The 11,595-nt window shown below is 60.5% G+C and carries 12 protein-coding genes; 6 read left to right on the top strand and 6 right to left on the bottom strand.

Features of this window, described 5'->3' with window-relative positions:
* Positions 1-11 precede the first annotated feature (11 nt).
* The 5 genes from rng to mreB form a co-directional block, all read right to left on the bottom strand.
* Positions 12-1,469, bottom strand: coding sequence for a ribonuclease G (rng, locus tag JBO08_RS00980; RefSeq protein WP_012722226.1), 1,458 nt, complete (start codon positions 1,467-1,469; stop codon positions 12-14).
* A 71-nt stretch (positions 1,470-1,540) separates the two neighbouring features.
* Positions 1,541-2,137: a nucleoside triphosphate pyrophosphatase gene (locus tag JBO08_RS00975; RefSeq protein ID WP_065875101.1), complete on the bottom strand. Its 597-nt coding sequence runs from the start codon at positions 2,135-2,137 to the stop codon at positions 1,541-1,543.
* 51 nt (positions 2,138-2,188) lie between these two features.
* Positions 2,189-2,677 carry a rod shape-determining protein MreD gene (gene mreD / locus JBO08_RS00970; protein WP_049709993.1) on the bottom strand — a complete coding sequence of 163 codons (489 nt, stop codon included), beginning with the start codon at positions 2,675-2,677 and terminating at the stop codon, positions 2,189-2,191.
* Positions 2,677-3,774 carry a rod shape-determining protein MreC gene (gene mreC, locus JBO08_RS00965; protein ID WP_405045934.1) on the bottom strand — a complete coding sequence of 366 codons (1,098 nt, stop codon included), beginning with the start codon at positions 3,772-3,774 and terminating at the stop codon, positions 2,677-2,679. The genes mreD and mreC overlap by 1 nt, the downstream gene beginning before the upstream one ends.
* A gap of 170 nt (positions 3,775-3,944) precedes the next feature.
* Positions 3,945-4,982 carry a rod shape-determining protein MreB gene (mreB, locus tag JBO08_RS00960; protein ID WP_002555108.1) on the bottom strand — a complete coding sequence of 346 codons (1,038 nt, stop codon included), beginning with the start codon at positions 4,980-4,982 and terminating at the stop codon, positions 3,945-3,947.
* A gap of 210 nt (positions 4,983-5,192) precedes the next feature.
* Here mreB and gatC point away from each other — a divergent pair, with 210 nt between their 5' ends.
* The 6 genes from gatC (at position 5,193) to JBO08_RS00930 (ending at position 10,420) form a co-directional block, all read left to right on the top strand.
* Positions 5,193-5,480, top strand: a complete 288-nt coding sequence (gatC, locus tag JBO08_RS00955) for an Asp-tRNA(Asn)/Glu-tRNA(Gln) amidotransferase subunit GatC (RefSeq protein ID WP_065875103.1) — start codon at positions 5,193-5,195, stop codon at positions 5,478-5,480.
* A 16-nt stretch (positions 5,481-5,496) separates the two neighbouring features.
* A complete protein-coding gene (gene gatA / locus JBO08_RS00950) occupies positions 5,497-6,948 on the top strand; it encodes an Asp-tRNA(Asn)/Glu-tRNA(Gln) amidotransferase subunit GatA (protein ID WP_220074596.1) in 1,452 nt (483 codons plus the stop codon).
* Positions 6,949-6,958: 10 nt separating this feature from the next.
* Positions 6,959-8,404 carry an Asp-tRNA(Asn)/Glu-tRNA(Gln) amidotransferase subunit GatB gene (gene gatB, locus JBO08_RS00945; RefSeq protein WP_065879615.1) on the top strand — a complete coding sequence of 482 codons (1,446 nt, stop codon included), beginning with the start codon at positions 6,959-6,961 and terminating at the stop codon, positions 8,402-8,404.
* Between the two features lie 159 nt (positions 8,405-8,563).
* A complete protein-coding gene (locus tag JBO08_RS00940; RefSeq protein ID WP_065875106.1) occupies positions 8,564-8,935 on the top strand; it encodes a septal ring lytic transglycosylase RlpA family protein in 372 nt (123 codons plus the stop codon).
* Positions 8,936-8,993: 58 nt separating this feature from the next.
* Positions 8,994-10,040, top strand: a complete 1,047-nt coding sequence (locus JBO08_RS00935) for a calcium/sodium antiporter (protein WP_065879616.1) — start codon at positions 8,994-8,996, stop codon at positions 10,038-10,040.
* A complete protein-coding gene (locus tag JBO08_RS00930; protein ID WP_065875108.1) occupies positions 10,037-10,420 on the top strand; it encodes a carboxymuconolactone decarboxylase family protein in 384 nt (127 codons plus the stop codon). Before JBO08_RS00935 ends, JBO08_RS00930 begins: the two co-directional genes overlap by 4 nt.
* A gap of 110 nt (positions 10,421-10,530) precedes the next feature.
* On the opposite strand, the gene JBO08_RS00925 is transcribed toward JBO08_RS00930, so the two are convergent.
* Complete coding sequence (locus tag JBO08_RS00925) at positions 10,531-11,472, bottom strand: AEC family transporter (RefSeq protein WP_049710001.1); 942 nt, start codon at positions 11,470-11,472, stop codon at positions 10,531-10,533.
* Positions 11,473-11,595: the final 123 nt, after the last annotated feature.

Here is an 11,595-nt window from a genome sequence, read left to right as displayed (position 1 = left end):
ACGATTGGGGATCAGAGCAGCACCACGTCGTATTGTTCCTGGGAATACATGGTTTCAACCTGGAAGCGTATCGTGCGCCCGATAAACCCTTCCAGTTCGGCAACGTTGCCGGACTCTTCGTCCAACAGCCGGTCCACCACTTTTTGGTTGGCCAGCACTCTATAACCTTCGGCCTGGTAAGCACGTGCCTCTCGTAGGATTTCGCGGAAAATCTCGTAGCAAACCGTTTCCGGGGTCTTCAATTTACCGCGTCCCTGGCAGCTGCTGCACGGCTCGCACAGCACCTGCTCAAGGCTTTCGCGGGTGCGCTTGCGGGTCATTTGCACCAGGCCCAACTCGGTAATACCGATGATGTTGGTCTTGGCGTGATCGCGCTCCAGCTGCTTCTCGAGGGTACGCAGCACCTGGCGCTGGTGCTCTTCATCTTCCATGTCGATGAAATCGATGATGATGATCCCGCCCAGGTTTCGCAGGCGCAGCTGGCGGGCAATCGCGGTGGCCGCTTCGAGGTTGGTCTTGAAAATGGTTTCTTCAAGGTTGCGATGACCAACAAATGCGCCGGTGTTGACGTCGATGGTGGTCATGGCTTCTGCCGGGTCCACCACCAGGTAGCCGCCGGATTTGAGCGGCACCTTGCGTTCCAGGGCTTTCTGGATTTCGTCTTCGACACCATACAGGTCGAAGATCGGCCGTTCGCCGGGGTAGTGTTCCAGGCGGTCGGCAATTTCCGGCATCAATTCGGCAACGAATTGCGTGGTGCGCTGGAAAGTTTCCCGCGAGTCGATGCGAATTTTCTCAATCTTGGGGCTGACCAAGTCGCGCAACGTGCGCAGGGCCAGGCCCAAGTCTTCATAAATAACGCTGGGTGCACTGATGGTCTTGATCTGGGCATCGATCTGGTCCCACAGGCGCCGCAGGTAGCGGATGTCCATGAGGATCTCATCGGCACCAGCGCCTTCAGCGGCGGTGCGCAGGATAAACCCACCGGCTTCCTTGATGCCCTCGGCCGCCACGCAGTCGCTGACCACCTTCTTCAGGCGCTCGCGCTCGGCTTCGTCCTCGATCTTCAGGGAAATGCCGACATGCGCGGTACGCGGCATGTACACCAGGTAACGCGACGGAATCGACAGCTGAGTGGTCAGGCGTGCGCCCTTGGAGCCGATGGGGTCCTTGGTGACTTGCACCACCAGGCTCTGCCCTTCATGCACCAGGGCGCTGATACTTTCGACCGCCGGGCCTTCGCGCAGGGAAATCTCGGAGGCATGGATAAACGCAGCTCGGTCCAGGCCAATATCGACAAATGCCGCCTGCATCCCCGGCAATACCCGCACTACCTTGCCTTTGTAGATATTGCCGACGATCCCGCGCTTCTGGGTGCGCTCCACGTGCACTTCTTGCAGAACACCGTTCTCTACCACCGCCACGCGCGATTCCATCGGCGTGATATTGATCAGAATCTCTTCACTCATGGCTGGGTCTCGTTCAGGCGTTTTCACAATAGTGACCGGTCGCTTAAGGCTGGGCGCGCCAATAACGGCGTTCAGCGCGCGGTAAGGTTTTGCCAACAGGGTATGCCGAATTGGTCGAGCAGTTGCGCGGTTTCGCACACCGGCAGCCCTACCACGGCGGAATAACTGCCATTGAGGCCGGCGACAAACACCGAACCCAACCCTTGGATAGCATAGCTGCCTGCTTTGTCCTGAGGTTCACCACTGTGCCAGTAGGTTGTAGCCTCCTCGACAGAAATCCCACGAAAAAGCACACGACTGCTGACACATCGGGTTTCGCAACGCTGGCCGTCGGTAAGGGATATGGCGGTGAGCACTTCGTGTTCACGCCCCGACAGGGCCATCAACATCGCCAAGGCATCGGCCTGGTCCACAGGTTTGCCGAGGATCTGGCCATCGACGATCACGGCAGTGTCGGCCCCCAGCACACAGGCGCCAGCAGGGTGTTCAAGCGCAGCAAAACCCGCCGCTGCCTTGCCCCGCGCTAAACGCTCGACGTAGGAAACAGCAGATTCGTTTGTGAGAGGGGTTTCATCAATGGCGGCGCTGACCACGGTGAAAGGCACACCGATCTGGGTCAGCAGTTCACGCCGCCTCGGTGAGCCCGAGGCCAGGTAAAGCGAATTCATTGCAGACTCTCCCTGTAGGGTTCGATAACCAGGCAGAGCCTCGCAATCCATTCAATTGATCTTATAGCGACGACGCAACCCACGCAGACCAAAACTGATCCACGGCCACAGCAAGGCGCTGACCAGGGCCGGCAATACCAGCGCCAAGGTCGGCTGCCGGTTACCGGTCAAGGCGCTGAGCCACAGCTGAACAAGCTGCGCCAGGCCGAAAATCACCAGGATCACCAGGCACTGCTGCCACATCGGGAACATGCGCAGACGCTGCTGCAACGACAGCACCAGGAAAGTGATCAGGGTCAGGATCAATGCGTTCTGGCCCAGCAAGGTGCCATAGAGCACATCTTCCGCCAAGCCCAGGAACATGGCGGTGACCATGCCGACTTTATGCGGCAGGTTCAGCGACCAGAAGGCCAGCAGCAGCGCCAGCCAGAGCGGGCGCAGGATTTCCATGAACTGTGGCAGCGGCGAAACGCTGAGCAGCAGGCCGATGGCGAAGGTCAGCCAGACAATCCAGCCATTTTGCGAATGAGTACCGGCCATTATTCCTCCCTCTGCCGCGTGGTTGCCGGGGCGGTAGCCGCTGGGCGCGCAGCCGGAGCAGCAGCAGGCGGTTTAGTCACGGGTGCTGCGGCAGACGGCGTCGACGCGGGTGGTTTGGTCGTGGCCGGTTTGACCGTGTGCGCTGCAGGCTTGACGGGCGTAGCCACGGCCGGTGCCACCGCAGGCGTAGCCGGTACGGCAGTGGAAGGCTTGGGCACGGTGGCAGGAATGATCGGCGCCGTGCCGTTCTTCTGGTCTTCCGCTTCCTGAGCCTGGGCGGCGTCGTTGGCGCGCTCTTCCGGGGTGCGATTGTCGCTGAACACCAGCAGCAGGTAGCGGCTGCGGTTCAAGGCGGCAGTCGGCACGGCACGCACAATGGCGAACGGCTGACCGGAATCGTGGATGACTTCCTTCACCGTCGCCACCGGATAACCCGCCGGGAACCGCTGACCCAGGCCGGAGCTGACCAACAGGTCGCCTTCCTTGATGTCGGCGGTATCGGCCACATGGCGCAGTTCCAGGCGCTCGGGGTTGCCGGTGCCGCTGGCAATCGCACGCAGGCCGTTGCGGTTGACCTGCACCGGAATACTGTGGGTGGTGTCCGTCAGCAGCAATACCCGCGAGGTGTAGGGCATCAGCTCAACCACCTGGCCCATCAGGCCACGTGCATCAAGCACCGGCTGGCCGAGGACCACACCGTCGCGCTCACCCTTGTTGATGATGATGCGGTGGGTGAAGGGGTTGGGGTCCATGCCGATCAACTCGGCCACTTCGACCTTTTCGTTGACCAGCGCGGAGGAATTGAGCAACTCGCGCAGCCGAACGTTCTGCTCGGTGAGGGCCGCGAGCTTTTGCATGCGCCCCTGCAACAGCAGGTTTTCGGTCTTGAGTTTTTCATTTTCGGCAACCAGCTCAGTGCGGCTGCCAAATTGGCTGGCCACGCCCTGGTACAGACGTTGCGGCAGGTCGGTGATCCAGTAGGTCTGCATCAACACCAGCGACATTTGGCTGCGCACGGGCTTAAGCAGTGCAAAGCGAGCATCGACCACCATCAGCGCGACCGAAAGCACGACCAGCACCAACAGGCGCACGCCCAATGAGGGGCCTTTGGCGAAAAGCGGTTTAATAGGCCGCTCCTCCCAGGCAAATGTTCTCTTTATTCATACGGCATCTAACCGGCCTGGATGCAGATTGAAGAAGATAAACGCCAACAGGCAGCACTGCAAAGTGCTGCCTGCGGGCGAAACATGGGCTTACCAGCAACGACTCATTCGCTGGAGAGCAGGTCCATGGTGTGTTTATCCATCATTTCCAGTGCACGGCCACCGCCACGGGCGACGCAGGTCAGCGGGTCTTCGGCGACGATCACCGGCAGGCCGGTTTCCTGGGCCAGCAGTTTGTCGAGGTCGCGCAGCAAGGCGCCACCACCGGTCAACACCAGGCCACGCTCGGCGATGTCGGAAGCCAGTTCCGGCGGCGATTGCTCCAGGGCGCTCTTCACAGCCTGAACGATGGTGGCCAGGGACTCTTGCAGAGCTTCCAGCACTTCATTGGAGTTCAGGGTGAAAGCACGTGGAACGCCTTCGGCCAGGTTGCGACCGCGAACATCAACTTCGCGCACTTCGCCGCCCGGGTAAGCGGTACCGATTTCCTGCTTGATGCGCTCAGCGGTGGATTCGCCGATCAGGCTGCCGTAGTTACGACGCACATAGGTGATGATCGCTTCGTCGAAGCGGTCGCCGCCTACACGTACGGATTCGGCATACACCACACCGTTCAGGGAAATCAGGGCGATTTCAGTGGTACCACCACCGATATCCACCACCATCGAACCGCGGGCTTCTTCAACCGGCAGGCCGGCACCGATCGCAGCAGCCATTGGCTCTTCGATCAGGAACACTTCCCGGGCACCGGCGCCGAGGGCCGATTCACGGATGGCTCGACGCTCAACCTGGGTGGACTTGCACGGCACGCAGATCAGCACACGAGGGCTGGGCTGCAGGAAACTGTTTTCGTGAACCTTGTTGATGAAGTACTGCAGCATCTTCTCGCAGACACTGAAGTCAGCGATCACGCCGTCTTTCATCGGACGAATGGCGGCAATATTGCCTGGTGTGCGGCCGAGCATGCGCTTGGCCTCGGTGCCGACGGCAACGACACTTTTCTGATTACCATGGGTCCGAATGGCCACAACTGATGGCTCATTCAGGACGATACCGCGCTCGCGCACGTAAATAAGGGTGTTGGCAGTGCCCAGGTCAATGGAAAGATCGCTGGAAAACATGCCACGCAGTTTCTTGAACATGGGAAAGGGACCCTAGGCAACGCGTGGGTAAAAAAGTGCGGCAAACTCTAACAACGACAGGGATTTTGGGCAAGGCGCCAATGTGCTAAATTGGCCGACTTTCTGTGCACCAACCCCCACAATCGCGGCCGTAAGACCGTAGAAATGCGGTAGTGTTCCGACAATCTAACACACGGACAGCCTCCGTTCTGTTTTCCACTGGAGATTCCCATGACACTTGAACGCTCCGACGTGGAAAAAATCGCGCATCTGGCCTCGCTTGGCCTTAATGATGCCGATCTTCCACAGACCACCGCAGCCCTGAACAGTATTCTCGGGCTGGTCGACCAAATGCAGGCCGTGAATACCGACGGCATCGAGCCCCTGGCTCATCCACTGGAAGCCAGCCAGCGCCTGCGCGCAGACGTCGTGACCGAGCGTAATAATCGCGAGGCTTACCAGTCCATTGCGCCAGCGGTCGAAAACGGCCTGTACCTGGTTCCGAAAGTCATCGACTAAAGGGAAAGAGCCTGCAATGCATCACATGACTCTGGCCGAGATCGCCCGCGGTCTCGCCGAAAAAAAGTTTTCTTCCGAAGAGCTGACCAAGACCCTGCTTGCGCGTATCGCCGAGCTTGATCCAAAGGTTAACAGCTTCATCAGCCTCACCGAAGAGCTGGCCTTGAGCCAGGCAAAGGCTGCCGACGCACGTCGCGCCAACGGTGAAAATGGCGCGCTGCTGGGCGCACCTATTGCCCACAAGGACTTGTTCTGCACCCAGGGCATTCGCACCAGCTGCGGCTCGAAGATGCTCGACAACTTCAAGGCGCCCTACGACGCCACCGTGGTGTCCAAGCTGGCCGCCGCCGGCGCCGTGACCCTGGGCAAGACCAACATGGACGAATTCGCCATGGGTTCGGCCAACGAGTCGAGCTACTACGGCGCAGTAAAAAACCCCTGGAACCTGGACCACGTGCCCGGCGGTTCCTCCGGTGGTTCGGCTGCCGCAGTGGCTGCGCGCTTCCTGCCCGCCGCCACCGCCACCGACACCGGCGGCTCGATTCGCCAGCCGGCCGCGTTCACCAACCTCACCGGTTTGAAGCCGACGTACGGTCGCGTTTCCCGCTGGGGCATGATCGCCTACGCGTCCAGCCTTGATCAGGGTGGCCCTCTGGCACGCACGGCCGAAGACTGCGCGATTTTGTTACAAGGCATGGCAGGCTTCGATAAACAGGACTCCACCAGCATCGATGAGGCCGTGCCGGACTACAGCGCCAGCCTTAACACCTCGCTCAAAGGCCTGCGCATCGGCGTGCCAAAGGAATACTTCAGCGCTGGCCTCGACCCGCGTATCGCGGAGCTGGTGCACAACAGCGTCAAGACGCTGGAAAGCCTCGGTGCTGTGATCAAGGAAATCAGCCTGCCGAACAACCAGCACGCGATTCCTGCGTACTACGTAATCGCCCCGGCAGAAGCGTCATCCAACCTGTCGCGCTTCGATGGCGTGCGCTTCGGCTACCGCTGCGAAAACCCGAAAGACCTCACCGACCTTTATAAGCGCTCACGTGGCGAAGGCTTCGGTGCCGAAGTGCAACGCCGCATCATGGTCGGCGCCTACGCCCTGTCGGCTGGCTACTACGACGCTTACTACCTCAAGGCGCAGAAAATCCGGCGCCTGATCAAGAACGACTTCATGGCTGCCTTTGAAGACGTCGACGTGATCCTCGGTCCAACCACGCCGAACCCGGCCTGGAAGATCGGTGCCAAGACCGGCGACCCGATCGCCGAGTACCTGGAAGACCTGTACACCATCACCGCCAACCTCGCGGGCTTGCCGGGCTTGTCCATGCCTGCCGGTTTCGTCGATGGCCTGCCGGTGGGCGTGCAATTGCTCGCCCCGTATTTCCAGGAAGGCCGCCTGCTCAATGTGGCGCACCAGTACCAGTTGAACACCGACTGGCACACCCGCACCCCTACCGGCTTCTGAGGACAACACTATGCAATGGGAAGTTGTGATCGGGCTGGAGATTCATACCCAGCTCGCCACCCAATCGAAGATTTTCTCCGGTAGCGCCACCACGTTCGGCTCCGAGCCCAACACCCAGGCCAGCCTGGTAGACCTGGGCATGCCCGGTGTACTGCCGGTGCTGAACCAGGAAGCGGTGCGCATGGCGGTGATGTTCGGCCTGGCGATTGACGCCGAGATCGGCCAGCACAACGTGTTCGCGCGCAAGAACTACTTTTACCCGGACCTGCCCAAGGGCTACCAGATCAGCCAGATGGAATTGCCGATCGTCGGCAAGGGCCACCTGGACATTCCTCTGGAAGACGGCACCATCAAGCGCGTCGGCGTCACCCGCGCCCACCTGGAAGAAGATGCTGGCAAGAGCCTGCACGAAGAATTCCCGGGCGCGACCGGTATCGACCTGAACCGCGCCGGCACGCCGCTGCTGGAAATCGTCTCCGAGCCGGACATGCGCAGCGCCAAGGAAGCCGTGGCCTACGTCAAGACGATCCACGCGCTGGTGCGCTACCTGGGCATCTGCGACGGCAACATGGCCGAAGGCTCGCTGCGCTGCGACTGCAACGTGTCGATCCGTCCCAAGGGCCAATCCGAGTACGGCACCCGCTGCGAGATCAAGAACGTCAACTCGTTCCGCTTCATCGAGAAGGCGATCAACAGCGAAGTGCGTCGCCAGATCGAACTGATCGAAGACGGCGGCAAGGTCATCCAGCAAACCCGCCTGTACGACCCGAACAAAGACGAAACCCGCGCCATGCGCAGCAAAGAGGAAGCCAACGACTACCGTTACTTCCCCGATCCGGACCTGTTGCCGGTGGTCATCGAAGACTCGTTCCTCAATGACGTGCGCGCCACCCTGCCGGAGCTGCCGCAGCAAAAACGCGAGCGCTTCCAGGAGCAGTTCGGCCTATCGGTCTACGATGCCAGCGTTTTGGCCTCCAGCCGCGAACAAGCCAACTACTTTGAAAAAGTCGTGAGCATTGCCGGTGACGCCAAGCTGGCGGCCAACTGGGTAATGGTTGAGCTGGGCAGCCTGCTGAACAAGCAGGGCCTGGAAATCGACGAAGCGCCAGTCACCGCCGAGCAACTGGGCGGCATGCTGCTGCGCATCAAGGACAACACCATCTCCGGCAAAATCGCCAAGACTGTGTTTGAAGCCATGGCCAGCGGTGAAGGCAGCGCGGACGAGATCATCGAGAAGCGTGGCCTCAAGCAAGTCACCGACAGCGGCGCGATTTCGGCCGTTCTGGATGAAATGCTCGCGGCCAATGCCGAGCAGGTCGAGCAATACCGTGCGTCAGACGAAGCCAAGCGCGGCAAGATGTTCGGCTTCTTTGTGGGCCAGGCGATGAAAGCCTCCAAAGGCAAGGCCAACCCGCAACAAGTGAACGAGCTGCTGAAAAGCAAGCTTGAAGGCTGATAGCAATGAATGGTCCGGGGGAGATTTCATGCTCTACTCGGACCCCCTGTGGGAGCGGGCTTGCTCGCGAATGCGGTGGATCAGTAAATGAATATTTAGCTGACACACCGCATTCGCGAGCAAGCCCGCTCCCACATTTGTGACGGGGGCATCTTGAAAATGAAGCGTCTACTCGGCCTACTGGCCTTGTTCTCTCTACTGGCCGGCTGCGCCAACGGCGTCATCAACCCCAACGGCTATGACGAAACCGGCACCGCCTCCTATTACGGCGCCAAACACCACGGCAATAAGACTGCCAGCGGTGAACCCTTCAACCAATACGGCCTGACCGCCGCCCACCGGCGCTTACCGTTCGGTACCCAGGTCAAAGTCACCAATCTCGACAACGACAAATCCGTGGTTGTCCGCATCAATGATCGCGGCCCGCACACCCGTGGGCGCTTGATCGATCTTTCACGCAAGGCTGCCGAGCAGCTAGGCATGATCAGCAGCGGTACGGCGCGAGTGCGCGTACAAGCCTTGAGCAACTGACGATGGAGCCCTGGCCATTTTTGGATTAACCGCCCTCTCGCCCTGGAGCCTGCTGGAATTGGTCAGCGGCCTGCTGCTACTGATCATCGGCGCCGAAATCCTGGTGCGCGCGGCCGTGCGCCTGGCCGCAAGCCTCAAGGTACGGCCGCTGATCATCGGCCTGACGATCGTCGCCTTCGGCAGCAGCGCGCCACAGATGACCGTCAGCCTGCAGGCCACCCTGGCGGGCAATACAGACATCGCCGTGGGCAGCGTAATCGGCAGCAGCATCTTCAACATCCTGGTGACCCTGGGCCTGTCGGCGCTGATCATTCCGCTGCGAGTCTCGCGCCAGCTGGTGCGCCTGGACATCCCAGTGATGATCCTGGCCGGGCTGCTGGTGTTTACCCTGGCGGCCAATGAAGAACTTACGCCCACCGACGGCCTGTTGCTGCTCGTGGCCCTGGCTGCTTACCTCGGCGTTTTGCACTACCAGACCCGTCACTCTCGCCGCCCACGTACGCTGGACACAGTGGCCCGCGCACCCTGGCTGAGCAGCGTGCTGCAGATGCTCAGCGGGTTGTTGATCCTGGTGCTGGCTGGGCATTTGCTGCTGGGCGCGGCGGTGGATGTGGCGGGCGATCTGGGCCTGTCGGAGCGTGTGATTGGCCTGACACTGATCGGCGTCGGCACCTCGCTGCCGTGCCTGGCGACTTCGCTGATTGCCGCCCTGCGCGGGCAGCGGGAAATTGCCGTGGGCAATGTGATCGGCAGCAACCTGTTCAATCTGCTTGGCGTCTTGGGCTTGACCGCCATGCTCGCCCCTTCGCCGCTGTCAGTATCGCCCAACGCCCTGGACTTCGACCTGCCGGTGATGCTCGCTGTCGTGGTGCTGTGCCTGCCGATGTTCTATACCGGCTACCGCCTGACCCGCGCCGAAGGCCTGGTGCTGCTGGGCCTGTACCTGGCGTACGGGCTGCACGTGATGGCGTTCACCACCGGAATGCCCCTGGCCAACAAGCTCGAGCAACTGATGTTGTTTTATGTCCTGCCAGTGCTGGTGGCTTTTCTGTTGTTCAGCACGCTGCGAGCCTGGCGCCGCCAACACAAGAGGGAATCGCAATGACCGATCAGAAAAAGCCCGGGGTTGAAATGCGTCGCCAGGTCATGGGCGATGTGTTCGTTGACCGCGCCCTGGGCAATGCCACCGAGTTCACCCAGCCGCTGCAGGACTTCGTCAACGAACATGCCTGGGGCAGTGTATGGAACCGCGAAGGGTTGCCGCTGAAAACCCGCAGCCTGATCACCCTCGCCGCCCTGACCGCACTCAAGTGCCCGCAGGAACTCAAGGGCCATGTGCGGGGCGCTCTGAATAATGGTTGCACCGTGGAAGAGATCCGCGAGGCGCTGCTGCATTGCGCGGTGTATGCCGGTGTGCCGGCGGCGATTGATGCGTTTCGGGCGGCACAGGAAGTGATTGAGGCGTATCAGGCCGATAAGCAGTGACTTTTAAATAGCTATCGCAGGCAAGCCAGCTCCCACATTCTGATTTGTGAATACATTGAAAGTGTGGGAGCTGGCTTGCCTGCGATTGGCCCTGAACCACACCGCCACTCTCAGATCCAACCACCCGCCTGCAACACAAAAATCCCGATATTCGTAGTCACCGCCGCCATCAAGGTGGTGATCACGATAATCGCCGCCGCCAATTCATGGTTACCGTCAGCCGCCCTGGCCATCACGAAGCTTGCAGCGGCGGTTGGTGCGCCGAAGTACAGGAACAAAATCCCCAACTCTGGCCCTCGGAAGCCAAGCAACCATGCCCCCAGAGTGGCGACGACCGGGAGCCAGACCATTTTCATCAAGCTCGCGCTCAACGCCATGTTGCCGCTCTTGCGCAATGCCGCCAGGGACAACGTGCCGCCAATGCAGATCAACGCCAGTGGCAACGTAGTGTCTGCCAGGTACTGCAGGGATTTTTCCAGCCAGCCCGGCAGGCCGATTTGAAAATAGGCGAACGGCGCAGCCACGATCACACTGATGATCAGCGGGTTGGCCACCACACTTTTGAAAATGCTCCACGGGTCGGACTTGATCACCGGGCTGTACACCGCCAGCACAATGGTCGACAGCGTGTTGTAGAACAGGATCACCAGCGCCGCGAGGATCGCGCCGAGGGAGATACCGTAGTCGCCGTACATACTGGCCGCGAGCGCCAGGCCGATCACCCCGTTGTTGCCGCGAAACGCGCCTTGGGTGTAGATGCCTCGGTCTTCACGCTTGCATCGAAAGATCGCCCAGCCCCAGGCCAGGGCAAAGCTGAGCAAGGTGGCGACGGAAAAGTAAATCAGCAAGCCCGGCTTGAGCGCCGAATGCAGGTCGGCATGCAGGATGCCGAGGAACAGCAACGCCGGCATGGTGACGTTGAACACCAGGGACGAAGCCGTGTGGATAAAGTTGTCGTTGATCCAGTTGATGCGCTTGAGCAGCACACCGAGGAACAGCATGGCAAACACCGGCGCGGTGATGGTGAGGGTGGTGAGGAAAATTGCCAGCATGCCGGGGAGAACCTTGGTGACCGTCGTTAGGTGGCTAATGATAAGCCAGTGCGGGCCGCTTCGTCTGGTCCAGATACCTGTAGTGAGCGGGCTTGCCCCGCGCTGGGGGGCAAGCCGCCCCAT

The organism is Pseudomonas sp. LAP_36 (assembly GCF_019456785.1).
Taxonomy (GTDB): Bacteria; Pseudomonadota; Gammaproteobacteria; order Pseudomonadales; family Pseudomonadaceae; genus Aquipseudomonas; species Aquipseudomonas tritici.
This window is presented reverse-complemented; position numbering and strand designations above follow the sequence as displayed.

What these genes read in the sequence shown, in the direction of transcription:
- rng (WP_012722226.1), bottom strand. Translation starts at nt 1,469, where the DNA reads ATGAGTGAAGAGATTCTGATCAATATCACGCCGATGGAATCGCGCGTG.
- JBO08_RS00975 (WP_065875101.1), bottom strand. Translation starts at nt 2,137, where the DNA reads ATGAATTCGCTTTACCTGGCCTCGGGCTCACCGAGGCGGCGTGAACTG.
- mreD (WP_049709993.1), bottom strand. Translation starts at nt 2,677, where the DNA reads ATGGCCGGTACTCATTCGCAAAATGGCTGGATTGTCTGGCTGACCTTC.
- mreB (WP_002555108.1), bottom strand. Translation starts at nt 4,982, where the DNA reads ATGTTCAAGAAACTGCGTGGCATGTTTTCCAGCGATCTTTCCATTGAC.
- gatC (WP_065875103.1), top strand. Translation starts at nt 5,193, where the DNA reads ATGACACTTGAACGCTCCGACGTGGAAAAAATCGCGCATCTGGCCTCG.
- gatA (WP_220074596.1), top strand. Translation starts at nt 5,497, where the DNA reads ATGCATCACATGACTCTGGCCGAGATCGCCCGCGGTCTCGCCGAAAAA.
- gatB (WP_065879615.1), top strand. Translation starts at nt 6,959, where the DNA reads ATGCAATGGGAAGTTGTGATCGGGCTGGAGATTCATACCCAGCTCGCC.
- JBO08_RS00940 (WP_065875106.1), top strand. Translation starts at nt 8,564, where the DNA reads ATGAAGCGTCTACTCGGCCTACTGGCCTTGTTCTCTCTACTGGCCGGC.
- JBO08_RS00930 (WP_065875108.1), top strand. Translation starts at nt 10,037, where the DNA reads ATGACCGATCAGAAAAAGCCCGGGGTTGAAATGCGTCGCCAGGTCATG.
- JBO08_RS00925 (WP_049710001.1), bottom strand. Translation starts at nt 11,472, where the DNA reads ATGCTGGCAATTTTCCTCACCACCCTCACCATCACCGCGCCGGTGTTT.